This is a genomic window from Paenibacillus sedimenti (genome assembly GCF_014534655.1).
GTDB classification, from domain to species: domain Bacteria; phylum Bacillota; class Bacilli; order Paenibacillales; family NBRC-103111; genus Paenibacillus_E; species Paenibacillus_E sedimenti.
Genome location: NZ_JACVVD010000002.1, coordinates 466,520 through 491,915 on the forward strand (window position 1 = coordinate 466,520; position 25,396 = coordinate 491,915).

General features: G+C 48.8%; 32 protein-coding genes and 1 pseudogene. 16 read left to right on the forward strand and 17 right to left on the reverse strand.

The genetic code is table 11. The features are described from left to right. The first annotated feature begins 14 nt into the window (after nucleotides 1-14). The 6 genes from speD (at nucleotide 15) to ICC18_RS06780 (ending at nucleotide 2,868) form a co-directional block, all read left to right on the forward strand. The gene (gene speD, locus ICC18_RS06755) at nucleotides 15-821 is read left to right on the forward strand and encodes an adenosylmethionine decarboxylase (protein ID WP_188173601.1); all 807 of its coding nucleotides are present in this window, start codon (nucleotides 15-17) and stop codon (nucleotides 819-821) included. A gap of 127 nt (nucleotides 822-948) precedes the next feature. Then, nucleotides 949-1,173: a DUF1128 domain-containing protein gene (locus ICC18_RS06760; protein WP_188173602.1), complete on the forward strand. Its 225-nt coding sequence runs from the start codon at nucleotides 949-951 to the stop codon at nucleotides 1,171-1,173. 113 nt (nucleotides 1,174-1,286) lie between these two features. After that, complete coding sequence (locus ICC18_RS06765) at nucleotides 1,287-1,595, forward strand: 50S ribosomal protein L33 (RefSeq protein ID WP_188173603.1); 309 nt, start codon at nucleotides 1,287-1,289, stop codon at nucleotides 1,593-1,595. A 132-nt stretch (nucleotides 1,596-1,727) separates the two neighbouring features. After that, nucleotides 1,728-2,207: a S24/S26 family peptidase gene (locus ICC18_RS06770; protein ID WP_188173604.1), complete on the forward strand. Its 480-nt coding sequence runs from the start codon at nucleotides 1,728-1,730 to the stop codon at nucleotides 2,205-2,207. A gap of 130 nt (nucleotides 2,208-2,337) precedes the next feature. Next, a complete protein-coding gene (locus ICC18_RS06775; RefSeq protein ID WP_188173605.1) occupies nucleotides 2,338-2,580 on the forward strand; it encodes a spore germination protein in 243 nt (80 codons plus the stop codon). A gap of 9 nt (nucleotides 2,581-2,589) precedes the next feature. Next, on the forward strand, nucleotides 2,590-2,868 hold the full coding sequence (locus ICC18_RS06780; RefSeq protein WP_188173606.1) for a hypothetical protein: 279 nt from the start codon (nucleotides 2,590-2,592) through the stop codon (nucleotides 2,866-2,868). On the opposite strand, the gene ICC18_RS06785 is transcribed toward ICC18_RS06780, so the two are convergent. The 10 genes from ICC18_RS06785 to ICC18_RS06825 form a co-directional block, all read right to left on the reverse strand. Beyond that, complete coding sequence (locus ICC18_RS06785) at nucleotides 2,852-3,226, reverse strand: hypothetical protein (protein ID WP_223192370.1); 375 nt, start codon at nucleotides 3,224-3,226, stop codon at nucleotides 2,852-2,854. The two genes, ICC18_RS06780 and ICC18_RS06785, sit on opposite strands and share 17 nt — an antisense overlap. Before the next feature lie 2 nt (nucleotides 3,227-3,228). Further along, a complete protein-coding gene (locus tag ICC18_RS06790; protein WP_188173607.1) occupies nucleotides 3,229-3,750 on the reverse strand; it encodes a hypothetical protein in 522 nt (173 codons plus the stop codon). A gap of 6 nt (nucleotides 3,751-3,756) precedes the next feature. Next, nucleotides 3,757-3,975 (reverse strand): hypothetical protein, encoded by a 219-nt coding sequence (locus ICC18_RS06795; RefSeq protein WP_188173608.1) that lies wholly within the window; start codon nucleotides 3,973-3,975, stop codon nucleotides 3,757-3,759. A 107-nt stretch (nucleotides 3,976-4,082) separates the two neighbouring features. After that, entirely contained in the window at nucleotides 4,083-4,526 is a 444-nt protein-coding gene (locus ICC18_RS06800; RefSeq protein WP_188173609.1) for an Hsp20/alpha crystallin family protein, read from the reverse strand. 359 nt (nucleotides 4,527-4,885) lie between these two features. Further along, a complete protein-coding gene (locus ICC18_RS06805; protein ID WP_188173610.1) occupies nucleotides 4,886-5,179 on the reverse strand; it encodes an alpha/beta-type small acid-soluble spore protein in 294 nt (97 codons plus the stop codon). Nucleotides 5,180-5,209: 30 nt separating this feature from the next. Continuing rightward, nucleotides 5,210-6,637 (reverse strand): glycan biosynthesis hexose transferase WsfD, encoded by a 1,428-nt coding sequence (wsfD, locus tag ICC18_RS06810; protein ID WP_188173611.1) that lies wholly within the window; start codon nucleotides 6,635-6,637, stop codon nucleotides 5,210-5,212. Between the two features lie 40 nt (nucleotides 6,638-6,677). Further along, complete coding sequence (locus ICC18_RS06815) at nucleotides 6,678-7,097, reverse strand: GtrA family protein (protein ID WP_188173612.1); 420 nt, start codon at nucleotides 7,095-7,097, stop codon at nucleotides 6,678-6,680. After that, a complete protein-coding gene (locus ICC18_RS06820; protein WP_312029496.1) occupies nucleotides 7,085-8,086 on the reverse strand; it encodes a glycosyltransferase family 2 protein in 1,002 nt (333 codons plus the stop codon). Before ICC18_RS06820 ends, ICC18_RS06815 begins: the two co-directional genes overlap by 13 nt. Nucleotides 8,087-8,243: 157 nt before the next feature. Continuing rightward, complete coding sequence (locus tag ICC18_RS33640; protein ID WP_223192371.1) at nucleotides 8,244-8,348, reverse strand: YjcZ family sporulation protein; 105 nt, start codon at nucleotides 8,346-8,348, stop codon at nucleotides 8,244-8,246. Nucleotides 8,349-8,506: 158 nt separating this feature from the next. Next, complete coding sequence (locus tag ICC18_RS06825; protein WP_188173614.1) at nucleotides 8,507-8,812, reverse strand: ArsR/SmtB family transcription factor; 306 nt, start codon at nucleotides 8,810-8,812, stop codon at nucleotides 8,507-8,509. Between the two features lie 280 nt (nucleotides 8,813-9,092). On the opposite strand from ICC18_RS06825, the pseudogene ICC18_RS06830 reads away from it, so the two are divergent. Next, nucleotides 9,093-9,392 (forward strand): annotated as a pseudogene (locus tag ICC18_RS06830) (VOC family protein); the annotation flags it as partial. A gap of 56 nt (nucleotides 9,393-9,448) precedes the next feature. Here the strand turns inward: ICC18_RS06830 and ICC18_RS06835 are convergent. Further along, the gene (locus ICC18_RS06835) at nucleotides 9,449-10,051 is read right to left on the reverse strand and encodes a DUF2087 domain-containing protein (RefSeq protein ID WP_188173615.1); all 603 of its coding nucleotides are present in this window, start codon (nucleotides 10,049-10,051) and stop codon (nucleotides 9,449-9,451) included. Between the two features lie 136 nt (nucleotides 10,052-10,187). Between ICC18_RS06835 and ICC18_RS06840 the strand changes: the two genes are divergently transcribed. Further along, complete coding sequence (locus tag ICC18_RS06840; RefSeq protein ID WP_188173616.1) at nucleotides 10,188-10,826, forward strand: futalosine hydrolase; 639 nt, start codon at nucleotides 10,188-10,190, stop codon at nucleotides 10,824-10,826. A gap of 2 nt (nucleotides 10,827-10,828) precedes the next feature. Then, entirely contained in the window at nucleotides 10,829-11,671 is an 843-nt protein-coding gene (locus ICC18_RS06845) for a 1,4-dihydroxy-6-naphtoate synthase (RefSeq protein ID WP_188173617.1), read from the forward strand. A gap of 347 nt (nucleotides 11,672-12,018) precedes the next feature. Here the strand turns inward: ICC18_RS06845 and ICC18_RS06850 are convergent, their stop codons facing one another. Continuing rightward, nucleotides 12,019-12,957: an RluA family pseudouridine synthase gene (locus tag ICC18_RS06850; protein WP_223192433.1), complete on the reverse strand. Its 939-nt coding sequence runs from the start codon at nucleotides 12,955-12,957 to the stop codon at nucleotides 12,019-12,021. Between the two features lie 247 nt (nucleotides 12,958-13,204). Here ICC18_RS06850 and ICC18_RS06855 point away from each other — a divergent pair, with 247 nt between their 5' ends. The 4 genes from ICC18_RS06855 to ICC18_RS06870 all read left to right on the forward strand — a co-directional run bounded on the left by ICC18_RS06855 (nucleotide 13,205) and on the right by ICC18_RS06870 (nucleotide 19,175). Beyond that, entirely contained in the window at nucleotides 13,205-13,429 is a 225-nt protein-coding gene (locus tag ICC18_RS06855; RefSeq protein WP_188173619.1) for a hypothetical protein, read from the forward strand. 92 nt (nucleotides 13,430-13,521) lie between these two features. Continuing rightward, on the forward strand, nucleotides 13,522-15,288 hold the full coding sequence (locus ICC18_RS06860; protein WP_188173620.1) for a B12-binding domain-containing radical SAM protein: 1,767 nt from the start codon (nucleotides 13,522-13,524) through the stop codon (nucleotides 15,286-15,288). Nucleotides 15,289-15,411: 123 nt separating this feature from the next. Beyond that, nucleotides 15,412-17,508: a stalk domain-containing protein gene (locus ICC18_RS06865; RefSeq protein ID WP_188173621.1), complete on the forward strand. Its 2,097-nt coding sequence runs from the start codon at nucleotides 15,412-15,414 to the stop codon at nucleotides 17,506-17,508. A gap of 167 nt (nucleotides 17,509-17,675) precedes the next feature. Continuing rightward, entirely contained in the window at nucleotides 17,676-19,175 is a 1,500-nt protein-coding gene (locus ICC18_RS06870; RefSeq protein WP_188173622.1) for an IMP dehydrogenase, read from the forward strand. Between the two features lie 404 nt (nucleotides 19,176-19,579). On the opposite strand, the gene ICC18_RS06875 is transcribed toward ICC18_RS06870, so the two are convergent. The 4 genes from ICC18_RS06875 to mnmL form a co-directional block, all read right to left on the reverse strand. Then, the gene (locus ICC18_RS06875; protein ID WP_223192373.1) at nucleotides 19,580-20,545 is read right to left on the reverse strand and encodes a type I phosphomannose isomerase catalytic subunit; all 966 of its coding nucleotides are present in this window, start codon (nucleotides 20,543-20,545) and stop codon (nucleotides 19,580-19,582) included. Between the two features lie 88 nt (nucleotides 20,546-20,633). Further along, nucleotides 20,634-21,212 (reverse strand): tRNA 5-(aminomethyl)-2-thiouridylate-methyltransferase MnmM, encoded by a 579-nt coding sequence (gene mnmM / locus ICC18_RS06880; protein ID WP_188173623.1) that lies wholly within the window; start codon nucleotides 21,210-21,212, stop codon nucleotides 20,634-20,636. A 26-nt stretch (nucleotides 21,213-21,238) separates the two neighbouring features. Beyond that, the gene (locus ICC18_RS06885; RefSeq protein ID WP_188173624.1) at nucleotides 21,239-21,871 is read right to left on the reverse strand and encodes a c-type cytochrome; all 633 of its coding nucleotides are present in this window, start codon (nucleotides 21,869-21,871) and stop codon (nucleotides 21,239-21,241) included. 356 nt (nucleotides 21,872-22,227) lie between these two features. Further along, a complete protein-coding gene (gene mnmL, locus ICC18_RS06890) occupies nucleotides 22,228-23,178 on the reverse strand; it encodes a tRNA modification radical SAM protein MnmL/YtqA (RefSeq protein ID WP_188173625.1) in 951 nt (316 codons plus the stop codon). A gap of 150 nt (nucleotides 23,179-23,328) precedes the next feature. Between mnmL and ICC18_RS06895 the strand changes: the two genes are divergently transcribed. The 3 genes from ICC18_RS06895 (at nucleotide 23,329) to trmB (ending at nucleotide 25,029) form a co-directional block, all read left to right on the forward strand. Continuing rightward, nucleotides 23,329-23,814 (forward strand): WGxxGxxG family protein, encoded by a 486-nt coding sequence (locus tag ICC18_RS06895; protein WP_188173626.1) that lies wholly within the window; start codon nucleotides 23,329-23,331, stop codon nucleotides 23,812-23,814. Nucleotides 23,815-23,938: 124 nt separating this feature from the next. Beyond that, nucleotides 23,939-24,139 (forward strand): hypothetical protein, encoded by a 201-nt coding sequence (locus tag ICC18_RS06900; protein WP_188173627.1) that lies wholly within the window; start codon nucleotides 23,939-23,941, stop codon nucleotides 24,137-24,139. Between the two features lie 152 nt (nucleotides 24,140-24,291). After that, the gene (gene trmB, locus ICC18_RS06905; protein ID WP_188173628.1) at nucleotides 24,292-25,029 is read left to right on the forward strand and encodes a tRNA (guanosine(46)-N7)-methyltransferase TrmB; all 738 of its coding nucleotides are present in this window, start codon (nucleotides 24,292-24,294) and stop codon (nucleotides 25,027-25,029) included. 132 nt (nucleotides 25,030-25,161) lie between these two features. Here trmB and ICC18_RS06910 read toward each other — a convergent pair whose 3' ends face one another. Continuing rightward, complete coding sequence (locus tag ICC18_RS06910) at nucleotides 25,162-25,350, reverse strand: hypothetical protein (RefSeq protein ID WP_188173629.1); 189 nt, start codon at nucleotides 25,348-25,350, stop codon at nucleotides 25,162-25,164. Between the last annotated feature and the right edge of the window lie 46 nt (nucleotides 25,351-25,396).

A 25,396-nucleotide genomic window follows, 5' to 3' on the forward strand; every position in this document is an offset into this window, starting at 1 on the left:
GAGGATGAACCCCTGTGAAACTAACACCGGAACAACGGATTACTCTGCACGGTTTTAATAACCTTACCAAATCCCTAAGCTTCAATATGTATGATATTTGTTACACCAAAACCAAAGAAGAACGGGAAGCCTACATAGCCTATATCGATGAGCAGTACAATGCGGAACGGTTAACCGGAATTTTAAAAAATGTATCTGACATCATAGGCGCACATGTGCTGAATATCGCTAAACAGGACTTTGTGCCGCAAGGAGCCAGTGTAATCGCGTTGGTATCGGAAGAGCCTGTCGTCGAAGTTCCGACGGAATCGTACGATGAATCGCCCGGACCGCTTCCTGACTCCGTTGTCCTGCAGCTGGACAAAAGTCATATCACGGTCCATACCTATCCCGAGTACCATCCTGATGAAGGGATCAGCACTTTTAGAGCAGACATAGATGTGTCTACCTGCGGGGAGATTTCTCCGCTTAAAGCGCTGAATTATTTGATTCACTCGTTTGATAACGACATTTTGACCATGGATTACCGGGTTCGCGGCTTCACCAGAGACATAAGCGGACATAAGCTATTTATTGACCACGAGATTAGCTCCATTCAGAACTACATTCCCGATGAGGTCAAAAGCCTTTACGACATGATTGATGTCAACGTATATCAAGAAAACATTTTTCATACTAAATGTAAACTCAGAGATTTCGATTTGAATAATTATTTGTTCGGGTACATGAAAGACTCGTTAAGTAAAGAGGAACAGATGGATATAACGGAAAGACTTAAATGGGAAATGGACGAGATCTTTTACGGGAAAAATATAACCTGAATAACCTCTAAACGCGGTCTGGCTGCCTTGAATGGCATCGATAGAGTTTTTTTTACAAAATCCCTTCACTACATTACAATGGAGACAGGTTAGAACTCGAACCAAGAGAAGGGATGAACGAAAAACGATGGATTTGAAAACATGGTCGGAAGAAAATGTGGAATTTATGTTTGAAGAAATAAAAAAGAAGCTGCGCATGGCTACCGGCGGGTCGATCAAAGCCTCGAACGTCAAAGAGGAAGTCTATGAGGACTTGAAGGACTTATACGATTTGGTCGTTAGCAAAGATAATTTCAGCATCAGCGAAATCGATGCAATTACTTCTGAGCTGGGTAAAATTCGTAAGGCTTAAGAAGACACCTGCGTATTTTTGCAGGCTATTGGACAGCTATACAAGCGATACCCCCAACACAACCGTACACTGTAGAGCAATGTATCTCTGGTTGCTGGAGGAGGTGGACGTTCGTGGTATCCAAAATTCGTAAAGAAGATGTTAGAAAATTGATCGGAAAACAAATCCTCGCTGTTAAAAAGGACGGAACTAAAGTTGCCGGCAAATTGGTACGTATCAGCGGCAACACGCTAATCGTTGCTCCGCAAAAAGGTAAGAAAGTCCAAACAAAAGCAATCGTTCCATTGGTTCTGTTTGATCTGCTCGCTATCGGTACTGCACCTTATGCATATGGTCCTTATGGCTATGGAGGCTTTGGCTATCCGTATGGGGGAGGCTTCTACGGAGGCGGCTTTGGCTTCGGTGGTCCTGGTTTCTGGTAATAATGATAGGAAAAACGGCTGTTCCTAAAGCAAAGAATGTCGCTTAGGAATAGCCCTTTTTTCACTTGACGAGATACAAAATGTATCTTAAAGTAACACTAAAGATCAACTGCCAGTTCGGGGATGAAAACCATGAGTAATTCGAGACGAAAGCCATCTTTTACCTCAGATGCTAATATTATAGACGTTTATAGTCTGATCAGAAAAACGCTGGCAGCGGGCAATACGATTGATATCGCTTCAGCGGGCGACAGCATGTTTCCTTTGATCAAGGAGGCAAGCATGTGTTCATTCGCACAAATTATCCCCTCCGAGTTGAAGAAAGGGGATATTGTGCTGTTTGCAAGCGCCGATCACCGTTTGATCGGGCACCGGTTTATGGGAAGAGATTCAGTCGGCAATTACATTTGCAAAGGTGATGCGAATCTGCACCCCGATGCGCCTATAGAGGAGTCTCAGCTTATTGGCAAGCTGCAATTCATACGCCGTAACAATTATGTGCTCCACGCCGACGGGTGGATTTGCTCGATATGGGGCTTCATCATCAGAAGCGTTCCACTGCTCCCCCGTTTGTTCCGTAAATACCTGCTTCTTACCTCCATTAAACAATAAGTATTCTCTCCGTTTGCATTACGCTTCACTATTTCTCGAATTCAGCACCATTCCGGTTTATTGCGAATAGGCTAACATACAGGTTTCAGCGGTATGGGCTGGAACCTACCCTTAGACAGGAGTGAGCAGCATGCCTAGTTCCATAGTCTTCAATATGATTAATGTGAACAGTTTAAATACGAATGCAAACATCGGGATCGGTGAGAATGCGCAATCCAGCTGGGATTCACACAGTAAAACAAACGTTGGCACCGGTGAAAACATCGGAGTCGTCTGTACAGCAAATATGGTGAATATCATCTATGACAATGACTTTATTGACTCACCTATCAATGATCAAGACTTTAAGCCGGCTGTTACTAACCAAGCGTAGGTGAGCTATATGTGGAGAACACCGGCTGAACTATCGGAACTAACTTTAAAGGAGCCTCCTCTTATACAGTTTGATTCCATAAATGTCTACTCTATAGAAAATTCGTCAGGTATCTTCATTGGAACAAATATGCAGGTGAACTGGTCGGCAAGCGGCAAAGAAAATAGCGGGCTGGGCTCCGTTAGCGGAGAATATAATGTGGTAACGCATAATATGAATACGGTCTACGATAACGATATCATCGATGCGCCCTACACGAAGGGAGACCTCATTATCGGTCGTGTTTAAAATCTTCTTCCGCGACTTCGGTCTCCTGGGGCTTCGCCGCTTGTGCAGCCTGCACGTTTTGTGCGGTTGAATCGAATCCGGCAGCCTGCGCTTGATTCGCAATCATCTGCTGTATCCATTCCGGTGTATCATTGTCGTTTACATTAAGCATATCGAGGAAATCCGAATCATTGAGCATAGAGCGTGTGCCGACCAGCTGATTATGGTCGCCTTCGACAGAACCGAAGCCTTGGACGGTTTTTTGGTTGCTTTCGAAGTCGGTCGGCCAGTTATTGCCCATATTGATGCAAGACGCGCTTTCCACGGATCCGATTCGGATCGAACCGATGATGAACGTTGGCGACATAAAGGATGACATGTTCAAACACCTCCTGGTTGTCTCGGCTGGGGCGTATACCGGTAGCCGGTTGAAGTTCGCTCAGTGCTTGAAGAAGCTTCTGTTGTCTCTCGTGACGGAGACCGTCCCGGATGGTGGCCCGTTCCAGGATTAACAGCGGCCGAGGCAGCGGCAGAAGCCGAGGCGGGAGCCGAGGCCGAAGGTTTATTCCCCTGCGTCTCGGTTGCTTTCTTCATCGCCGCATCCACGGCTCCTTGTTTGCCATCAGGCTTGGCGCCGAAATTGTTGCCCAGATTCAAAGAGCCGCTGAGCTCTTTAATATCAAGCTGATCTAACCGGAAGGTCAGATTCTCGAGCACAGGCTGATGAATGTGAAGCGTATCGATCCGGATTTCCGGGCGCTTTTCCGTCAGGCTGGCCAAATGTTCCTCCAGCTTTTTCAAACGTAATTCCAACTGTTGAACAGTAGTATTAGGTTCAGGAGCAGGATGCTGCGTTTGGGTCGCAGGGGAAACCGATCTATGTTTTTGAAACCATAATCCCATCAGCGTTCAACTCTTTCGTTTGGGGTGTTCAACATCATGGGTATCTTCGTCTAGGACAACGTGGGTACCGTCAGTAGCTGCATTATGCTCCCCGTTCAGCTCGCCAAGCCCCTGATTCCGTTTTAGCGTATGATTTCTCCCGATGATCAGGTTTGTACCTTTATTCACGCTGGATGTCTCTGCGATGTCATCGATATGAATAGATTGGAAGTAGATGCGCACCATGTAAATCCCCTCCGTATCTTTGTCGGTTCATTCTATGTATATGGGGACAACGAGCTATTCATTTCTTTTTTTGTAAACAAATAACGCTCAGCTGCGGAAGCTGAACGTTACGTGAATTGAATCGGGATCACTTTCTCTCCGTCTACCGGAGCAAGCGGAATTCGAATGATTAGCAGACCGTTATGATAACGGGCATGCATCTGCTCGGTTACAGCTCTGCCAGGCAGACGAATCACTCGTTCAAAAGCGCCGAAAAACCGCTCTGCGAGCAGCATTTGTTGATCGAGCACCTGATAGGGACGAACAAGCGTCCCGCGCATAAGCAGGGACTGTTCGCTGAAAGAAAGCTGGATTTGTTCCGGTGACGATAATCCGGGAACTTCGGCCACAATGACGAGCTCCTGCGGGGTCTCATACATATCCACCCGGGGACCGGTGAGCGGGATAATACTGGCAATATCTTGCCAGAAATCAGGCCCCAGCACATCCCCGGCTTGTGCGTGAAGCCCTTTCCAGTCGGGCTTGGGTGTACGGTTGCCTTTCGGGTTCAACGGGCATCACCTGACTTCTGCTAAGTAGCGCTTAAAGAGGATGTTTAAAACGTCCACTTTGACCACATCAGACGTTAGTTTGATTGGCGAATAAACCTACCTCTTAAAGCGGTCTTACTACTTGGCTTGCTTCGATATAGGTTTATTCATAACGATGTTGTTCAAGGAGTATTTCGGCATTGAATCTTGAACGAAACCCGGGAAGTCCGGTACTCACATCTCGCTCCGTTCCTCCTTCTCCGGATTTCGTCCAACCTTCTCGGTTCTGAAAGCGAACTTTTTAAACTCTTACTATAAGGGCTTGCTACTAGCATATGTGAACCCGCGGCGGAATATGGCACCCTTCCGCCGTCCAATCGCTATCGCTGCGGAGGCCGCTGCTCCGCAAGCTGCTGCTGCGCCATGCGCACGAGCTCGCGCACCATGGCGCCGCCAATCGGACCGCCGATCTTGCCGGCGTCCTCGGCGCGCAACTGCCCGTTGTAACCGGGCTGCAGCGGTACACCCAGAGTGCGGGCTACTTCGTACTTCACCAGATCGGGACGATCGGGGTTGACGTTGTAGCCCTGGGCTTTCATCACTTGGGCCTTGAGCTGTCCCAGGCCGTGTTCGGAACCAGGAACGATCGCTCGGTTGCTTCTTCTTCGAGCCATTAGGCATCACCTCTGATGGTTGGGATGTGGTTAGGATGCCCTGTCTCGAACAAATTTAACAACCTGATGGATGGCCCATACCAAAGATGCTGTAAACATCAAGTCGAAGCAGACATTAAACAGAAACAGATGCTTCTCCATGTCCGCCTCGCCGTCCCCGATCAGCGGAACAAGAAAGGCGATCGCGCCTATTGCGCCCACAGATATGAACACTTCATAAGACGCACGCCGATGCCGGGCAGGCTCGGCAGAATACAGCGCGAGCACAACAGTGTAATACAAAACCCAAAACCCAATCAAAAACCAGATCGAATGGGGCAGCAGATTCCTTTTCAGCTCGCTCCATAAGTTAAAGGAGTTGTAGATGGCGCCGGGCTCGAAGCCCGCGGCTTTTTCACGGTTACCCAGATAAGCAATATGGATCGTCATTGCGTGCTGCGCTGTAACTTGCAGCTTATCCCAATATCTGGACGGATGACTCAAGTAGAAGCGCGCTATTTTCCCATGACTGATATGCGGATAGAACGATTGCTTGAGCTCGGCGCTTTGCTGAGGGATCGGGGTGTCCGGCATAAAATAGTTCGTGCCCGCAAGTATGGCGAGCTTCTGATCTAATCCCAACGCAAGCAGATCTTTCTCAGGGCTTGGTGAATTCTTCAAGATGCCATAGAAGACGGACTGATATTGATTAATCATTCGGAGTTCTCTGGGCGCAGTTACATAGATGGCAGTAGAAACCAACACTAATAATGCGATCAGCGCTGCGCCCGTCCGTTTCCACGATTTCCGGTTCGATAAGGGTAAAAAACGCAGGGATAGCAGCGCCAGAATAATGCCTGCGGGGGCGTTTTGAATCTTGGAAGCAGCCATAAAGATGGCACTAACCATAAAAAAGACGAACCATGCGGTTCGCGGTTGTTTGATCTCGGTCAAACGAAGGGCGGCGGCCAGCGTCAATAGCAAAAAAATGAACGCCATAGGCTCTCCGAAGAAAGAGTTGAAATAAGCGGTATAACCTACATCGAAAAAGATCACGAGAAAGATCATGCTAAAGCTGTATTTGACAGCTCTTGATGAGGTAAGTATTTTCAACTGCAGCAAGCATGCAAACGCGACAAGCAGCAGAATGCTATACATAGCGCCTAGGAATCGGATGTCGAACAGCTGCCAGTTATAAAGCCGGCCTAAGAGAGTTGCAAGGAAAACGACGATGACTTCCGAGGAAATATATCCGCCAATACCTGGTGCGCTCATTGCGAACTGCTTATGAGTAAAGGCGAAGTATTTTTCTTGAAAAGGTTCAGTCGGATCCAAATAACTCAATCCCACCGAGCCCATGATACGCAAAAAATCGCCGTTATCCGCCATGCCAAGGATGGGCCCCACAAGCAGCAGAAAGCCCAAAACTCCTGCTCCGGCAAGCAGCGCAAGTGTGTCCCATTTGATTAGCTTACTCATGTTTAGCTCCTCTTCAGCTGCCAGTCCATGCCACGCGTTCCTATCGTCGAAACGTAAAATATTTATGTCCCAGGTAATTACCAATCATGTAAATACCATTTCCCGCCAAAATAGCCGCATTATGCAGCCAATAGGTATGTAAAGATGGAATTAAAGATGAAATGATATCGGCCAACTGCCAGCTTACCCCATACGAAATCCCGTAACAACTCAGAATGACTAGAGCGAACTTCCACCAGCTGCTCCGAATACTAGCCTGAGATCGAAACGTAAATGTACGATTTAACATGAAACTGACGATAGCGCCAACGGTATTACCCAGAAAAGTGGACATCCAGTAATTAAGATACAGCAGGTTAAATAAAGCGAAGCTGGTTGTGAGTCCGACTAACGTATTGAACAAGCCGACGAGGAGAAAACGGGCAAAACTGCCTGTTGCCCAGACTTTTAATTGACCCATGTCGGTTTGGCGGAAGGGACGGATGCAAGCTCCCGTTGATCCGCAATCACTTCTTTTTCAATCACGTAGAGTGGACGGCGCTTCACTTCTTTATATATTTTCCCAATATATTCCCCGATTAAACCTAACGCGAGCAGTTGAACACCCCCGATGAACCAGACGGAGAGAATGAGCGATGTCCAACCGGTAACCGTGGCACCCATGATTTTGCCGATAATCGCATACAGCCCGGCAACAACGCTCAATGCAAACAAGACGAATCCCATGCTTGTGACGAAGCGGATCGGCGTAACACTGAAAGACGTGATGCCGTCAAAAGCGAATGCGAGCATTTTTTTGAGCGGATATTTGGATTCGCCTGCGAAACGCTCTTTACGGTCATAAAACACTTTGGTCGACGGGAATCCGAGCAGAGGCACCATGCCTCGCAGAAAGAGATTGACCTCCTGGAACTTCTCCAGCTCGTCCAGCGTGCGGCGGCTCATTAAGCGAAAATCCGCATGATTATAATGAATGTTGACCCCCATCGAAGTCATCAGCTTGTAAAAGCCTTGGGCCGTCGCCCGTTTGAAGAACGTATCCGCGGTACGATCTTGTCTGACTCCATATACGACGTCGTAGCCTTCGTGAAATTTCACGATGAACTCGCGAATGGCTGCAAGGTCATCCTGCAAATCGGCATCGATGGATACGACGCAGTCGGAGTAAGATTTGGCTCTCATCAGCCCTGCTAGCAGCGCGCTCTGGTGCCCGGCATTTTTGGCGAGCTTCAGGCCGGTTACATATGAATTGGAAGCGTGAAATCGCTCGATAAGCTCCCATGTCGCATCTTTGCTGCCGTCATCCACCAGCAGCATCGTACTGGCGCTCGAAATGAGATTGTCCTGTATGAAGGCATCCAGCACACCGCTAAGCTGGAATACCGTTTCCGGCAAAACTTCTTCCTCGTTGTAACAAGGGACCACAATGGTCAAAACGGGTGTAGCCACGATTGCTTCGTCTCCATCCTCAATAGGTAATAACATGCAATGATCGTACAAGCAACATTATAGCTTAAAGTCATTGCAAAATTAATACATAGCTTGTCCGAATCTCCCGGGAGGCAAGCGGCCGGAACGGAAATCATCGTCCCAGCCGCTTTTTACATTACCAACCGAATCCGAAAGTGCTCAATACGATAACCAAGAGGATGTATAAAACGAGGACTACAGCTGTGCTAGTGTAACCAACACCAACAGTTCCACAACTCATGTTAATCCCTCCCTTCACAAAACACTATATGTCACTCATCTAGTCGGAGTATGGATGTATGCCCTGTTTGAATAAATAAATTGGTAAACGTGTCAAACATGAAGTTTCCTGCAAAACAAAAAACCGCACGCCATGCTGTACATGGTATACGGAAGTTATTAGGTATTGACTAAAGGCAAGATGGAATCCAGCAATCCTGGAAATCTGGCTTGAAGATCTTCCCTGCGCAGGGTTGTAAACCGCTGTGTGCCTTCAATACGTGTATGAATCAACCCTGATTCGCGAAGCACCTTAAGGTGATGAGAGAGGGTGGATTTAGGTATGTTTAATTCGATTGCGCCGCAACACAGTTCACCCTGTTCAGCTAATATTTTAACTGCTTTAAGCCTGATATCGTCACTTAATGCATGTAAAATAGAGGATAATTCAATATCATTCCTAGCAGGATGGTAGAGAGGTCTCATTGTAGGCAATCACCTGCCTATTATAATGTAATTCTTACAGGTAACTATATCATATTTTACGGTTGGATGAAACGAATGGAGAAGTGGTGACAATGGAGAGTATAATGGCGTCATGCAGGTTTACTTCTAAGCGGTTGGAGGAAATAAATTCATGCGTTATGAGGAACGTCAGCCAGGTGAACAACTGAAGCGATATATCAAATGCTTCTGGCATTTGGAGCGGCATTCGAGCGTATCAGTTTGGAGCTGGTCGGCATGTCCCCTAAGCAATTAAACACCGTATCCAGAGAAAGTCGGATTTACTGTGGTTCTTGAGACACAGATGGCTCCGGGAGCTTTCTGGTTAGAAGTGGCCCCGCCGGGAGCGGAATCCGCACTTGTCATTTATCCGAAAAGCATGATGAAGAACTATGAAGAGCTCAAGCCGTCAATTGTTTTCGTATGCGAAGATATTCAAAGCACGTATGATACGATGAAGGCTAATGGCGTTGAGTTTGAAGGGGAATTGTCCAAGATGCAGTGGGGTACCTTTGCTACGTTCAAGGATGAGGACGGCAATACGTTTCTTTTAAAAGGATAAGGCATAATGAGAAAACCTGTCTACGCCGGCATGAGGCAGGCAGGTTTTATTCTTTACTACGATAAGGTCTCCCATTTCGCCCACATCTCCTGTGGATTCAGCTCATAGATTTCGTTTTCACGAAACATGAATTGATGCATGATAAATTCCCGGCGAATCGTTGCGAAATCGGGATGGTATTGCTGAATGAACGCGTTCAGTTCTTTTTCCGTATACTTGCGGCCTTTCTCCAACTTGGATACCAGGTAGTTCAGCACGATCAGTTTTTTCTTGAGCTGTGAAGGGATGTGCTTTAAATCGCCTTCTGCTGTGAAAAAGTTTTTGATCACCGAGTCCTTTAGACTCTTGTCTTTATCGTTCAAAATCATAGGGACTGTACCTCCTTTGTTTTTGTAAATGAGATCCAGCGTTGCCTGGGCGCTGTTTCGGATGAAATAGTCATACAGCGAGAAGTAGATCGTATTCTTGTCTCTACGCTCGTTGATTAAGCTGGCCTCCCGCAGCTTGGCGGCATGATGGGTGATGGTAGCCGGCGTAACGCCGAGCTTTTCTGCAAGAACTTGCCCGTTAAGCTCACCATCTGCGAGCAGGATTAGCATTTTGACTCGCGTGGGGTCTGCGAGTGCTTTGTGGTAGCTGACGATTTTATCTAACTGCAAGGGGAGCACCTGCCTTCTGATTAGATGAATATCTAATTAGATAATAATTAAATTAGATGAAAGTGTCAATCTTTCACTTGTTGATGTAAAATAGTTACTATTCAAACCGTTTGTCATAAAGGGGAATTTAACCATTATGCGTGTACTTATCATGACGGCTGTGGAAGCTGAGAGTGAGGCTGTCCTTCGCGGACTTGGCGGTGACAGTCGATTTGTTGTCGGATTGGCGGGCGTTGGCATCGTAGAGGCTGCGATTAGCGCTGCAACCGCTTTGGCAGCAGCCGAGTATGACTTGGTTGTCAGCGCAGGCATCGCTGGAGGCTTCGCGGGGCGCGCTGAGGTAGGCTCGATCGTCGTCGCCAGCGAGATCGTAGCCGCTGACCTCGGTGTGCAGACGCTGGACGGCTTCAGCAATCTGGACGAGCTGGGGTTCGGCACGAACCGTGTAGAGGTCAATGCCGATACGGCAGCCCGCGTGACGGCGGCGCTGCAAGCCGCGGGACTGGCAGCGCAAGCGGGACCCGTGCTCACGGTCGCGATGGCGACGGGCACGGCGGCTACGGCTGCGGAGCTGGCTGCGCGCGTGCCGGGAGCGGCGGCCGAAGCGATGGAGGGCTTCGGCATCGCATCGGCTGCACGGCGGCGCGGTGTGCCGGTTCTCGAGATCCGCACGATCTCGAACGCGGTCGGTCCTCGCGACCGGGACGCATGGCGGATCGGTGATGCTTTGAAAGCTTTACAAGCAGCAAGTTCAGTCTTAGCGGAGGTTCTATAAATATGAAAATCGCTTATTCGCCTTGTCCGAATGATACTTTTGTATTCCATGCTTGGGCGTACGGGTTGATCCCCGGTGCGCCGGAGCTTGATGTTTTATACGCCGACATCGATGTAACGAACCGTTTGGCGGCTGAAGGCACGGGTCCGGAAGTGCTGAAGATCTCTTATGCCGCACTGCCTTGGGTGCTGAAGGACTATGCGCTGCTCCCATGCGGAGGAGCGCTTGGCAGAGGCTGTGGTCCGCTGGTGCTGACCAAGGGTGAAGTGTCGGGTATGGCGGACCCGTCCTTCTTGAAAGGCCGCCGGGTCGCCGTCCCGAGTGATCGTTCTACGGCGTACTTGCTGTTCCGCTTGTGGGCGGCACAGAACGTTCCTGGTGGCGTAGGTGAGATCATCGTCATGCCATTCCACGAAATCATGCCTGCCGTTCGCGACGGTCTCATCGACGCCGGCCTAGTCATCCACGAAGCTCGTTTCACCTATCCTTCTTATGGATTGTCGATGCTGACGGATCTCGGCAGCTGGTGGGAATCGGACACAGGTACACCGATTCCGCTCGGTGCGATCATCGCTCGTCGCTCCCTCAACCTGGAGGCCATCGCAGGCTGGGCCAGAGCCTCCGTCGAGTATGCCTGGGCGCATCCGGAAGCTTCACGCGAATATGTGATGCAGCACGCGCAGGAGATGGACCCCAAGGTCGCTCAGCAGCACATCGACCTTTACGTGAACGAGTTCACCGCGAACCTGGGCGAGAGCGGCTATGGCGCCGTCAAGACCCTGTTCGAGCGGGCTGCGCAAGAAGGACTGGTGCCGCAACTGGACTATGCGGAACTGCTTAAATAGAGAAAGCCACCTGGCGATTCATTTTTCGCTGGGTGGCTTTTGTCTTACCTCGATTTTTTCATCAATGGTTGCTTGGTTTTCCTTCAATTCTTCAATCTGTTTGCTTACCTTGCAGCTTCTCTGACGACACAAGGGGGATGCGAGCCTCAACTTCAGGTTCATCTCAACGCAGCGCGTTTTAACACGGAAAAACCGGCTTAAAGTGTCGGTTGTACGGAATCTCGGCCAGTTAAGACGATAAAACCGCGTTAAAGCAAAGTTTCAGGGGATATTAGCGGCTATTTTCAGCGTGAAAGGCTTCTTTTCCGTGCCCAGGGCCCGAACCTTGGCCCCGCTAACCTGAAACATCATTTCCGAGCATCCGTACTATCCCGAAATACTCTCAAAAACATCTTCGGAATCTCCGTCTCGAACCGCAATACTTCACCCGTTACAGGGTGTACAAAAGCCAGGACCCGAGCGTGGAGTCCAAGCCGGCCAATTGGCTTTGCTTTTGAGCCGTACTTCTTATCGCCGACAATCGGATGTCCGATATCCTGCATATGGACGCGGATTTGATTTTTACGGCCGGTTTCGAGTTGGATCTCCAGAAGGGAGTAGCTTCGATCGGATTGAATGACTTTGTAGTGGGTTTCCGCGTACTGCCCGTCGTTCGGGTACGGGCTGGAGTACATTTTGAGCGACTTGTTCTCTTTGAGCCAGGAAGAGATCTTGCCTTCCGGTTTCTTAACCGTCCCTTCAACAAGTGCCACGTAGGTACGCTCCTTCACGCTCTCCTGCCAGGTGGTTTGCAGCAGCTGCTGAACTTTCTCGCTTTTGGCGAACATCATGATACCCGACGTATCCCGATCCAATCGGTGCAAGACAAAGATCCTGCTCTTCGGATCATGATTGCGAACGTGCGCCATAACCTGGCGATAGGCCGTAAGTTCATTCTCTTGGGGATTGGCGGCGACAGACAACAGCCCGGCGTCTTTCAGAATGACGATCACATCCTCGTCCTCATGAAGAATTTTAACGCCAACAAACGGCACCTCTTCTATGACTTTGTCTTTACTGACGGTTACGGTTTGTCCGGGCTCAAGTTTATAGTTATAAGCCGTAACGGGTTTGTCGTTTACTGACACCTGCCCGCGTGCGAGTATGGATTTGACTGAGTTCCGCCCCAGACTGGAGAGGGTTTGCAGTAAAAAGGGCAGCAGCTCTGAGGCTTCCTGAACAGTGAATTGTTTGAGTTGACTTTGCCCCTTGATATGGCTTTGATTCTGGCCCTGGCTATTACTCATGACCTTGTCCCGATTCTGGTTCCGGCTATTGCCCTGAATTTGCCCTTTGCCCTTTCCTTGCGGCTTTATGGTGTTTTTTCTTTTATTCATGCGTTTTTTTCGCCTCATCATTTGTAAAGTTTCATCCAATATATCACGTTCCCAAATGTAAAAGAAACTTTCTTGCAGATTCCCAATCGTATGCACATGCCTCAAAAAGGGGATACTGACAGATAAAAGCCCTATTTAAAAAGGTGGAAATCCTCTTATGCTGCTATATCAGTTAACGCAATGGTTCGAAGAACGCACCTCGCTTCAAAAAGCTCTGCACAGCGGAGGCGCCGATAGCCCCGGCGACCTGCAAATGAGAATTCAGGCAGTCGAGGAGCAGCTCTACTCACAAGCCGAACGCTGGAAAAATGCGATTCAGGAAGCATCCTATTTACAATTCCCGTACGAAGCTCCGCATCTGGATGATGATATGGTCCTATAACGGCTCTGGCAGGGCTTCCCTTTGTATTTCCTCGTTTTTCCGTGTAGAATGAATGGGATGATGAGAACGAGAATAGAACGAGGTTAGCGCTAATGAAAGTAGTTGTATCTACCCTTAATGCCAAATTCATCCACACCTCCTTAGCTTTACGCTATTTGAAAGCGTTCTGCGAGAAGGATTTTGATGTGGAAATTACCGAATATACGATCAAAGACCCAGCGATGAATATCGTCTCCGACCTGTATCAAAAGGCCCCGGACGTGCTGGGCTTTTCCTGTTACATTTGGAATATCGAAGAAACGATTCACATTATCAAAATGATAAAAAAAATCAGACCCGAGCTTATCATTGTGCTAGGCGGTCCAGAGGTTTCCTATGACACCGACTACTGGATGGAGCGAATCCCAGAGGTGGATTTCATCGTGATGGGGGAAGGGGAAGAGACCTTCCACCAGCTGCTCACAGAGATTTCAACAACCCGCAAGTATCATTTTGTGTATGGGATCGCCTATCGCAAAGGCGAGGAAGTCGTGCTCATGCCGGGCAGACCGAAGCTGAAGCTCGATGATATTCCGTCTCCGCACCGTTTTGCGGAGGACTTGCCAAGCTTAGCGAATCGCGTCGTGTATTTCGAGACAAGCCGCGGCTGTCCGTTCTCCTGCCAATTCTGCTTATCCAGTATTGAGGTGGGCGTGCGTTATTTCGACATGGAGCGGACGAAGGCGGATTTGCTATACTTGATTGATTCCGGCGCAAAACTGATCAAGTTCGTGGACAGGACGTTCAATATCAAGCGTGATTATGCGATGGAGATTTTCGATTTTCTAATCAAAAATCATCGCGGCGTTGTGTTTCAATTCGAGATTACGGCGGACATCATGCGCCCTGAAGTACTCGATTACCTGGCTGAAAATGCGCCTCCCGGGACGTTCCGTTTTGAGATCGGGGTACAGTCTACAAACGACACGACTAATGAGCTGGTGCAGCGCAGACAGAACTTCGCCAAGCTGACCCGCACGGTACAGAAGGTCAAACATAGCCTCAAAATCGACCAGCATCTCGACTTGATCGCCGGCTTGCCGGAAGAAGACTACAACTCGTTCCGCAAGACGTTCAACGACGTGTTCGAATTAGGGCCGGAAGAGCTGCAGTTAGGCTTTTTGAAAATGCTGCGGGGCACCGGAATGCGAAACGATGCGCATAAATACGGGTATGTCTACATGGACCATGCGCCATACGAAATTCTCGGAAACGACATTCTGCCGTTCACGGATATCATCCGAATCAAACGCGTAGAGGACGTGCTGGAAAAATACTGGAACGCGCACCGCATGGACCATACGGTCAAATATTTGATCGCCCATGAGTTCACATCCGCGTTCGATTTCTTTCAAGAGTTCGGTGACTACTGGGAAGAAAGAGGCTGGCAGCGAATCGGGCATCAGCTCGAAGATCTGTTCACCCGGCTGCGTGACTTCCTGATGCACAGGGGCACGAACAACATGCACGTTATTGAAGGGCTCATGAAGCTGGATTATTTCCTGGGCCATAAATATAAACCGCGCAAAATATGGTGGGACTTCACGCTCGACAAGTCCGAGCAGAGCGCCTACCTACGGCTGCTTGCTGAGCAGCCGGAGCTCGCAGACGGAGACTTCCAACGTCTGCGGATCAGTGAAAAAGACCTCCACAAGCATGTCATGCTTGAGGTATTGCCGTTCGCATTGCAGACGTATCTGCAAAGCGGGGAAATCGACGCAAGCAGCCCGCAGCTGCTTATCGTCCACTTCCCGCCGGACGCGCAGCAGCCGGCAAGCTATTACACAATGCCGCTTCACCAAATGGCGGCAACCTTATAAAGCTTCGCCCCTATGCCAGGGGGCGAAGCTTTTTCGCATCCATAATCTGTAACTTTTTGGAAGTGTGCTGCGTCTAAACAATTAGAAGATATGCAGCACATTTGATCTGAAAAGGGGTGGATTATGAGAAGCGTTAATGGAATCCGAAGAATATTGTTGATGAGTTTGCTGGCCGTAGCGTATGGAAGCATGTCGTTAGGAACGGGTACTTCTGCCCAAGCTCAAACAGAGCCGGAAAAAAGCAAGCCGACCGTTTTGATTCAGCTGGAAAATGAACAGCGCTTGCAAGCGCCGATCCGTACGGTCGTATCGACATCGCCGCAGACGTACCGGATTACTTTTCCCGAAGCAATGGAGCATGATTCCGTAACGAAAACCTTGATAGGACAAAGCACACTCCAACAAGAGAATGCGCCAGAGCTTTCAATGCAATTCAATTGGACTAACGATAAGGAACTAACGGTTGAAGTGACTGCAATTACCAAAAACGAAGCTCCGTATCGGATCGGGGAATACCAACTGGATGTCAATAATGCCAGGACGCTTAGCGGCAGGGAGCTTAATCAACAACCGGTTTTTCACGCGATCATTCAAAGTCCTTATCAGCTTTGGCGTTATTCCGCAGACGGGAAGAATAGAGAATTGTTGGCAGCAGCCGATGAGCTTTATTCGTTTAGTAAGCTGGATAAGGAGGATCGTTACTTCCTTGGAATAAGGCCTGTCGAGTATTGCGAATGCGACGCTGAGCTCGGAAAGTTATACGCAATATTGGATGCGGAAGAAAAAAAGCTGTTGCGTTACCCGGTTGATTTGCAAACGACGTATCGGGGGATAGGAGATTTTGTCGTGGATCGTCGGGGCTTCTTTTATTCAAAGCCTTCCTCTGGCTTGGAAATTCCGCATAGTGATACCGCTCAAGCAGTTCATGTGGACGGCTATGTTCACGGAGCGAGCTTGTCGAAAGATCGCAAACAGATATTCATGGCTATCGGTGAAGAGGATCAAGAAGACAATATTTCCATCATGATCTATAACCTTGACCGAAATACATCGAAAGTGCTGGCTGAGAAACAGTACGGCTCGCCTCCGGTCGATCAAGGATTTGGCAGCCGGATGCCCGTTCAATTCGTGGATGACGGTGAATTCGTTTATTTTGTCTTGAACGACAAAGATCCTTACCGGGAGCTTCGATATGCTTACTCATGGGAAGAGAATCGGATAGAAGCCTGGAGACCGCCTGTCGATGAGACCAGTTGGTCAGGATTTCTGGCAACCGATGATAATGCTTTTCGTTATTATTATAACGCAGGCTTATATCAAGGGGATAAACCGTCCGCTGGCGTGGACGTCATTTCTTCTGCGGGCGCTTGGTTAAGCGGCACGCATCAAATGGCCTATATCGAGTACGATTATTCGAACATGGATAACCGGCAGTATACGAATACAATCAATCTAGTCGATGCGGATACGCTCAAGCAGACTACGATTCACCAAGGTCTTTATGCCGACAGTCAATTAATGGGCAGCAGCAGGGACGGGAAGTGGCTTTATGTCAATGCACGCGCCCCTCTTCCAGGCGCCCCGTTGGCAGAAAGCCGTTTTGGTCAAGGGGAAGGTAAGCTGAACGGAAAGATCCCGCTTGATTCTTCTTCGATTGCTATATATATCGATAATCGGAAGAGGATGCTTGAGCATCTTATCCACATAGATCAGACGCTGTACGTCCCACTTCGTGAGGTGTTGGAGGCAGTGGGCTGGACTATTGCTTGGGATGCGGGGCGGCAGAAGATCGTGGTTAGGTCGACGGATGGTCAAACAGCGGAACTGGTCTTGAATGATGCTAATGCGGTTTTCAATTCTTCTGTCGCTAACCTGCCTTCTCCGCCGATTCTAGTGGACGGTACCACTTATTTGCCGGCAGGAGCACTGCGAATGCTAGGTTTTAGACTTGATTGGGACGATTCGAAATATGTACTGTTTTTACAATCGATCCCATCAAAAGGCGGTATAACGAATGGTAAAGGGCAGAGATATGAAGGCGACTTGAAACAAGCGATACCATCCGGTTTCGGCATGCTTTTCAACGCAAAAGGCCAGCTGCTGTATGAAGGCCAATTCGAAGCCGGACAATACCATGGTCGCGGAAAGCTTTACGATGAAGAGGGCCGCCTGGTATATGATGGCATGTTCGAACATGGAACACGTGTATCAGATAACTAGTAGTTTAATACATGTATACGCCTAGCTGCCAGAGATGGCAGCTTTTTGGTGCTTGCTAAAAAAATCCATTGACCGCTCCCGAGGTTCAGTGATAAGATTGAAAAAATTTACCTACAGATCGAACTTAAGATCGATAAAAAATGAGAGACTTAGGAGGAATTCTTAAAGTGGCCACGTATTATTTGGAACCGTCCCGGACTTTTAGCGAGTTTCTGTTGATTCCCAATCTGACGACGAAAGATTGCACACCGGCGAACGTGAATTTGAAAACACCGCTAGTAAAGTTTAACAAGGGCGAGGAACCGCCTATTTCTTTGAACATTCCTTTTTCCTCCGCTGTGATGCAAGCTGTATCCGACCATGGGATGGCGATTGCTTTAGCACGTTGCGGGGGTATTTCTTTTATTTACGGCTCGCAATCGATTGAAGAGGAAGCGCTCATGGTGCGTAAGGTCAAAAGCTACAAGGCAGGGTTCGTCATCAGCCGTTCGAATTTGACCCCGGAACATACACTAAGCGATGTTCTTGATTTGAAGGAACAGACCGGACACTCCACAGTAGCGATTACAGAGGATGGAACAGCAAACGGTAAATTGCTAGGCATTGTTACAGGCCGGGATTACCGGAAAAGCCGGGATCCGCTCAATCGCCCCATTCATCAATTTATGACGCCGTTTGAGAAGCTGATCTACGGGAAATCGGGGATCACGTTATCCGAAGCGAACAATTTAATTTGGGATCATAAGCTTAATTGCTTGCCGATTACTGATGACGAGCAGCGTCTGGAATATCTCGTTTTCCGCAAAGATTACGATGAGCATAAAGAGAATCCGCTGGAGCTTTTGGACGAGAATAAAAGCTATATCGTCGGCGCGGGAATTAATACCAAAGATTATAAAGAACGCGTACCCGCATTGGTTGAGGCCGGCGTAGATGTTCTGGTCATCGATTCTTCGGATGGATACAGCGAGTGGCAGCGTGAAACGGTCGAGTACGTAAAAGCGAATTTCGATGTGAAAATCGGCGCTGGTAACGTTGTCGACCGCGAGGGCTTCCGCTACCTGGTGGAATCGGGCGCCGACTTCGTAAAAGTTGGCATCGGCGGCGGCTCCATCTGTATCACGCGGGAACAAAAAGGGATTGGCCGCGGACAAGCATCGGCTCTTATGGAAGTTGTTGAAGCGAGGGACCAATATTTCAAAGAAACAGGAACTTATATCCCGATCTGTTCCGATGGTGGTATCGTACATGACTACCATATAACGCTGGCATTGGCAATGGGCGCTGATTTTGTGATGTTAGGCAGATATTTCGCGCGTTTTGACGAAAGCCCGACCCGGAAACTGAAAGTAGGCAACAACTTCGTGAAAGAGTACTGGGGCGAAGGTTCGAATCGGGCGCGCAACTGGCAGCGTTACGATACAGGAGGCAAGAGTAAGCTCCTGTTCGAGGAAGGTGTGGATTCCTACGTACCATACGCAGGCAGTTTGCAGGAGAATCTGGATAAGACGATCGGCAAAATAAAATCCACAATGTGCAATTGCGGTTCCCTAAGCATAGATGAGCTGAAACACAAGGCGAGAATTACACTGGTTTCCGCAACCAGCCTTGTAGAGGGCGGAGCGCATGATGTGATTTTGAAGGAAAGCAGCTTGTCAGAGGAATAGGCCGGGCAAATAAGAAAGAGGCACTCCACCGTCATCTGAATGATGATTGCATGGAGTGCCTCTTTTACGTTGTCAGTTATATGTCGCCGTCGCCCTAAAACCACTTTAGCGCTCTTCGTTATGTATGCTTTGCGTCACCCTTAAACCCCATTAGCGCCCGGTGTTCGCTGGTAAGGAACTTTGTGGCGCTAAAGCTAGAGTGTTCGTGTGAAAGTGTAGTATAAAGACAAAAGTGCTATAAGTAGCGAATAGTCTTAATATAGAGTCATATGTTCGCTCGGAGCCTGATTGGCGCCTTTTTCTCAGCATTAGCGAACTTTATCTGCACTAATAGCGACTGTTGTTCTGTGACTGTTTGTGACGCCGCGATTAGCTGGGCATGGCATGAAGGCGGGATTGTGGGATTAAGGCAAATAGCTGCGGATCACGGTCATGCTGCCTTCCAGTGCATACTTGCCGAGATCAGCCGGCAGCAGGAAGCAATCGCCCGGTTTGGTGGAGATGCTGCCATCTGCCCATTCCAGCGTTCCTGTTCCGTCTGCGATGACCAGGATAACAAAACTTTCTTGAGATGTGCTCAGCTCCCATTTTGGGCCTACAAGCCCTTTTTCCACTGTAAAGAATGGAGATTGAGCCAATGTGAGCCATTTGCCTGTTTCGTTCATGTCCGTTTTCATACGTGTTGAGCCGGATCCCTCATAAGCGATAACATTCAATGAATCTTCGATATGGAGCTCGCGGGGCTTGCCGTCCAGTCCCGGGCGGTTATAATCGTACAAACGGTAAGTCGTATCCGAGTTTTGTTGAATTTCAGCAACAAGAACGCCTGCACCTAAGGCGTGTACGGTTCCTGCCGGTATGTAGAAAGAATCCCCAGCTTCAACAGGCACTTCTTGCAAGCAATCCAAAATGCGGTTCTCAGCTATGGCTTGCGCCAAACTTTCACGAGTCACGCCGTCCTTCATGCCGTAGATGATTTTTGCGCCTGGCTTGGCATCCAGGATGTACCACATCTCTGTTTTACCAAGCTCACCGGGAGATAGGTTCTCGTAGTGATCGTTCGGATGCACTTGCACCGAGAGGTCGTCTTCGCAATCAAGCAGCTTGATAAGCAACGGGAAGCGGCCGTTCTTTTCGGAAAAGCCTTTAGTGCCGAACAGTGCGCTGCCATACTTTTCACGGATTTCATCAAGGCCTAGACCTGCTAATTCGCCATTGATGATCTTCGTTGTTCCGTTAGGGTGGTCACCGATCATCCAGCCTTCGCCGATGGCGCCTTCCGGAAGCTGGAAGCCGAACTTCTCTAATGCTCTGCCTCCCCAAACGCGTTCTTTCATTTCAGGTTGAAATTGAAGCGGGTACGATTTCAAAGCTCTCCCTACTTTCTTTAAGTTCTCCTACAGATAACTGGTTATGCAATTTCTCTCTGGAATGTCTCTCTAGCATTATATCATGGGTCTACCTTTTTTCTACAGCTAGGAGATATGGGGCTTGCCGACTAGCATTAGCAATCTGGTAGCGTAGCACCTGGAAGGCTGCGAGCGGCAAGTCGCGCGCCCAATCTTCAACGGCGGCGGCTTCCTGTGATCCGCCATCGTGCCCGCTGTACAGCACGATGGTCACGATGCCGCCCTTGCGCAGCAGGCGGAGGGCGGCTTCCAAAGCAGGAAGGGTCGATTCCTGCTTGGTGATCGTTTGCTGATCGGCGCCGGGCAAATAGCCGAGGTTGAATGTGACTGCGGCAACCCGGCCGTGCCGCTCAGCCGGCACTACCGTTTCCATGTGCTCATGGCTGCATAAGCTCATGCGTACAAAAGAAGATGCGTCCGGAAGCTCCTTCCTTAGACGCATCTCTGTTTGATCCAGCGCATGCTGCTGGATGTCGAAGCCATATACATGGCCGCGGCTGCCGACTAACTTGGCCAGAAACAAGGCGTCGACGCCATTGCCGAGCGTCGCGTCGACAACCGTATCTCCAGGCTGTGTACGCACGCTAATTAATTGATGAGCAAAGCTCAATACCGATACAAATCCCATGCGAATCCAGTCTCCAAATGTTTATTTCATTTCTTGCCTGCAAGCCAGGCGGCTAACGCTTCTACCTCAGCGGGTTTCAGCGAGTCGCCAAAGCCCGGCATATCGCCTTTGCCTTTCATGATTTGCGTGACGATTTCATCTTTGGTTTTGTGCGAGCCGACCTTCGTCAGGCTCGGGCCAAAGTCCCCCTGCAAGCCAGCCCCGTGGCATGCCATGCAGTTATCCTTGTACAGCACCTCTGCCTTCGCAGAGGTAGCGGTTGCAGTCGCCTGCTGCGTAGCTGCAGGCGTGGGTGACGGCGCCGCGCTTGCCGGCGCCGGCGTCGGTGCCTGTGACGACGGCTTCGCCTCCGTCGTCGGCCGCTGTTGCGGCGCTGCGCTTGTCGCAGCAGCGGTCGCGGCAGCCTTCGGCTGCGGAGTCGCCGAAGGCTTCTCCGCGGCCGCTGCCGGTGTTGCTTGAGGCGACGGGGTTACCGTCGCCACCGGCACTGCCGACGCCGTTACCGTAGGCGTCGCCATTACAACCGCCGTCGCTGCAGGTGACGGCGTCTCAACCGCAACCGCCGTCGGCGTAGCTGACGGCGCTACGCTTCCGCTGCCGCATCCCGTCGCGGCAAGCACCGTTATCCCCAATAAATTGATTAGCATCCATTTGTTCATTTTCGTCCATCTCCTTTAAGCAGTAGTTTAAAAAGTCCACTTTGTCCACATCAGACGATAGTCTGATTGGCGAATAAACCTACCTCAAAATGCGGTCGCTCATCCTCGAATTACCTCGATAAAGGTTTATCTCAAAACGAAGTAATTCAAGAAGTATATCGGCATCGAATCTTGAACGAATCCGGGAAGCCGGTACTCACGTAGTGAATGCTTCCGAAGTAGTTTTACGGAAAACTTGTAGCTCCGTTCCTTCTTCTCCGGAATTCGTCCAACCTTCTCGGTTTTGAAAGCGAACTTTTTAAACCCGTATTTTAAGTTCTACTTAAAGGAAACGAAACTTTTTCCGTTTTGGTTTTCTATGCGTTCCAATGTTTGCCTTGCCATGAATTTCTACGTTTGAGTTCCGCATCGAATGCGTTCAATACTTCCCACTTTTTGAGACTCCACATCGGTCCGATAAGCAGGTCGCGAGGCGCATCGCCTGTGAGCCGGTGTACGATCATCTCGGGAGGTAAGATCTCAAGCGTATCGACGACGAGGTTCACGTATTCATCCTTTTCCAGGAAACGCAGGAGACCAGCCTCATATTGCTTGACCATAGGCGTTTTGCGCATTAAATGTAGCAAATGAATTTTGATGCCCTGCACGTCCATTTGGGCGACAGCGCGACCGGTATCCAGCATCATTTCATGTGACTCTCCGGGCAAGCCGTAAATAATATGCGCACAAGTACGGATATTATGTTTTCTGAGCTTGGCGACGGCATCCAAATAGCACTGCGTATCATGAGCGCGATTAATCAGCTCTGAAGTAGATTCATGTACGGTTTGCAGTCCCATTTCGACCCATAGATAGGTACGCTCATTTAATTCCGCCAAATATTCAATGACATCGTCCGGCAAGCAATCCGGTCTAGTTGCAATGGATAAACCGACAACGCCCGGCTGCTGCAAAATAACTTCATAATACTCTCGCAATTCTTCAACTGGCGCGTAAGTATTCGTGTAAGCCTGAAAATAACCGATATATTTCGCTTCAGGCCATTTCTGATGCTGCAGGTCGCGGATCTTATTAAACTGCGTCACGAGATCGTCGCGGCGGCTTCCGGCAAAGTCCCCGGAACCCCGCGCGCTGCAGAAGGTACAGCCGCCCGTTGCGATCTTGCCGTCCCGGTTCGGACAGGTAAAGCCGGCGTCCAGCATAACTTTAAATACCTTTTCGCCGAACATCTCGCGCATTTCATAATTCCATGTATGGAAACGTTTATCTCCCCATAACAAAGGAGAATCCTGAGTCAAAGTGTTCATATAGGGTCGTGCTCCTTTCTAGACTATTGTAGCGAAATTCATTCATGAAAGCGACCCCTGCCTTTCCAACAAGTACCCCGATAAAAGACGAATTTAAGGAGCATCATAACATTGCATCACCACTACAAGAGTGAGAGGGGATTTCATTCAATGAAAAAGCTTCGTACTGTAACGTTAGCAGTTGCTTTAACTACAGCGTTGAGCATTGGCGCGGTTAGCGCACATGCAGAAACGGCTACTACGGCGACCGGAACCACGGGAATGAACGCTGCTACAGGAACGACGACGGGAACGACCGGAGCTTGGGGAGCGGGAGCTACGACACCTTCGGCTTATACGGGGAGCAATTATGATGCCACGGTAGGGACTACTGCTACTCCTCCTACAGGTGCTACACCTACGCCCGCTGCAGGCGTAAGAGATCAGATTACGGGTTTTGGCAACAACAACAACAATATGCTGGATCGAATGAATACAATAGGCAGAAATGGTGGCAATTATGATACGAATGCTTACCGGGCCACTGCGACGACAGCAGGTGACAACGATATGGATTGGGGTTGGCTGGGTCTGGTCGGTCTGCTGGGTCTGGTCGGATTGCGGGGAAATAACCGCACAAAAGAAAATTTTAAATAAGCAGGAAACAATGGGCGCCTTCCAATATGGAGGGTGCTTTGTTCGTTTCTACTTAAACTTCCACTCATAAAGCTATTTCGGAAGAGTCACACTAACATCAAATTCAAGATGAGAGGTGAAATTGATGAAGACCGCATTACGTACAGACGATATGATATCCATCGAACTGACAGTGAAAGAAGCTTTGGCGCTTGGAAGCGGTGTGAAATTTACCGAGGATCGCATGATCTCCGCAAAAGCAAAGCGTAAAGTCCTTCAATCGTTAGAACGCAAATTGCTGCCTGCCACGTCCAAAACGATCGAATATCATACATTGGAAGTGTAATTTCCTTTTGATTTTTTCCCTGGAATCGTCTATGATTTGTATTCGATAGCTTTGAAAAGCATATCCTTACGAAGTCAGTTTTCCTACGGAAAACTAAGCGTAAGCTTACGATGCCAGTTTTCTTACAGAAAACTCTAGGGAGGCAAATATAGATGCGTTTACGGGGAAGAAAAGGGATTCGGGAAGATATCGAGCGTCAGAAGGAGCTTGTCGTCTTAAATGCCCGGGATCACAAAGGAAAATGGTCTGAATTATTTGGTAATGACAAGCCGATACACGCCGAACTCGGCATGGGAAAAGGGCGCTTCATCAGCGAGATGAGCCGCAAATATCCCGATATCAATTTCATCGGCGTTGATATGTACGATGAGTTGATTCGCAAAGCCAGCGAAAAGGCCAAAATGGCTCATGGAATCGATAGCGAAGATACCGAAAAGGAAAGCAATGAAGTTATTAGCATTCCGAATTTGAGGCTCATGCTCTTCAATATTGAACAAATAGAAGAAGCTTTCGCCGAAGACGAGCTAGAGCGCATTTACTTGAATTTCAGCGATCCATGGCCGAAAAAGAAGCATGCTCGCAGAAGATTAACGCATCCGGGTTTTGTGGAGAAGTATCAACAAATTCTTAATAGCAGCGGTGAGATTCATCTGAAAACCGATTCTCAATCGTTGTTCGAATTCTCGTTGAATTCATTTGCTGATATGGGGTTAAGAATGCGCAATATTTCATTAAACTTACATGCAGACGGCCTCAACCCTGATCATGTAATGACCGAATACGAAACCAAATTCGCAGGTCAAGGCATGAATATCCACCGCTGTGAAGTCGTTGTAGGCGAACAAGCGCTTGCCGCCCATCTCGACAACCTGCGCAAAGCGGATTCCTAAATAGAAAATATAATTGCCCCTGTATGATTGCTTCAGCAGTCGTTTAGGGGTATTTATATTATCCGTCATATCGAAAAAGGCCATAATCGATGACGATGATTTTATTGTCATTCGCACAGTAACGGATGATGATCACCCATGACCATGATCAATCACTTTTGCAAGATGCGATTTTAAGGAAGATTTAAAATTTTTGTATATCTCGGCTTCATTTATATTATTTTTTATTCCTGTTTTCGAAACCGCTACTTTTAATACGAAGCCATTTTTCAAGTCAAATGGATTCCGTTGCACGCCTGCTCCAATTTCTTCGTACCACAACGAATAAAAGCCCCTATCTCGTTGCTTTGAAGCAACAAAATAGGGG

Excerpts from the sequence above, each read along its gene's own strand:
- ICC18_RS06760 (WP_188173602.1), top strand. The coding sequence starts at position 949 with ATGGATTTGAAAACATGGTCGGAAGAAAATGTGGAATTTATGTTTGAA.
- ICC18_RS06770 (WP_188173604.1), top strand. The coding sequence starts at position 1,728 with ATGAGTAATTCGAGACGAAAGCCATCTTTTACCTCAGATGCTAATATT.
- ICC18_RS06775 (WP_188173605.1), top strand. The coding sequence starts at position 2,338 with ATGCCTAGTTCCATAGTCTTCAATATGATTAATGTGAACAGTTTAAAT.
- ICC18_RS06780 (WP_188173606.1), top strand. The coding sequence starts at position 2,590 with ATGTGGAGAACACCGGCTGAACTATCGGAACTAACTTTAAAGGAGCCT.
- ICC18_RS06785 (WP_223192370.1), bottom strand. The coding sequence starts at position 3,226 with ATGTCATCCTTTATGTCGCCAACGTTCATCATCGGTTCGATCCGAATC.
- ICC18_RS06790 (WP_188173607.1), bottom strand. The coding sequence starts at position 3,750 with ATGGGATTATGGTTTCAAAAACATAGATCGGTTTCCCCTGCGACCCAA.
- ICC18_RS06795 (WP_188173608.1), bottom strand. The coding sequence starts at position 3,975 with ATGGTGCGCATCTACTTCCAATCTATTCATATCGATGACATCGCAGAG.
- ICC18_RS06805 (WP_188173610.1), bottom strand. The coding sequence starts at position 5,179 with ATGGCTCGAAGAAGAAGCAACCGAGCGATCGTTCCTGGTTCCGAACAC.
- wsfD (WP_188173611.1), bottom strand. The coding sequence starts at position 6,637 with ATGAGTAAGCTAATCAAATGGGACACACTTGCGCTGCTTGCCGGAGCA.
- ICC18_RS06815 (WP_188173612.1), bottom strand. The coding sequence starts at position 7,097 with ATGGGTCAATTAAAAGTCTGGGCAACAGGCAGTTTTGCCCGTTTTCTC.
- ICC18_RS33640 (WP_223192371.1), bottom strand. The coding sequence starts at position 8,348 with ATGAGTTGTGGAACTGTTGGTGTTGGTTACACTAGCACAGCTGTAGTC.
- ICC18_RS06825 (WP_188173614.1), bottom strand. The coding sequence starts at position 8,812 with ATGAGACCTCTCTACCATCCTGCTAGGAATGATATTGAATTATCCTCT.
- ICC18_RS06840 (WP_188173616.1), top strand. The coding sequence starts at position 10,188 with ATGCGTGTACTTATCATGACGGCTGTGGAAGCTGAGAGTGAGGCTGTC.
- ICC18_RS06845 (WP_188173617.1), top strand. The coding sequence starts at position 10,829 with ATGAAAATCGCTTATTCGCCTTGTCCGAATGATACTTTTGTATTCCAT.
- ICC18_RS06850 (WP_223192433.1), bottom strand. The coding sequence starts at position 12,957 with ATGAGTAATAGCCAGGGCCAGAATCAAAGCCATATCAAGGGGCAAAGT.
- ICC18_RS06855 (WP_188173619.1), top strand. The coding sequence starts at position 13,205 with ATGCTGCTATATCAGTTAACGCAATGGTTCGAAGAACGCACCTCGCTT.
- ICC18_RS06860 (WP_188173620.1), top strand. The coding sequence starts at position 13,522 with ATGAAAGTAGTTGTATCTACCCTTAATGCCAAATTCATCCACACCTCC.
- ICC18_RS06865 (WP_188173621.1), top strand. The coding sequence starts at position 15,412 with ATGAGAAGCGTTAATGGAATCCGAAGAATATTGTTGATGAGTTTGCTG.
- mnmM (WP_188173623.1), bottom strand. The coding sequence starts at position 21,212 with ATGGGATTTGTATCGGTATTGAGCTTTGCTCATCAATTAATTAGCGTG.
- ICC18_RS06885 (WP_188173624.1), bottom strand. The coding sequence starts at position 21,871 with ATGAACAAATGGATGCTAATCAATTTATTGGGGATAACGGTGCTTGCC.
- mnmL (WP_188173625.1), bottom strand. The coding sequence starts at position 23,178 with ATGAACACTTTGACTCAGGATTCTCCTTTGTTATGGGGAGATAAACGT.
- ICC18_RS06895 (WP_188173626.1), top strand. The coding sequence starts at position 23,329 with ATGAAAAAGCTTCGTACTGTAACGTTAGCAGTTGCTTTAACTACAGCG.
- ICC18_RS06900 (WP_188173627.1), top strand. The coding sequence starts at position 23,939 with ATGAAGACCGCATTACGTACAGACGATATGATATCCATCGAACTGACA.
- trmB (WP_188173628.1), top strand. The coding sequence starts at position 24,292 with ATGCGTTTACGGGGAAGAAAAGGGATTCGGGAAGATATCGAGCGTCAG.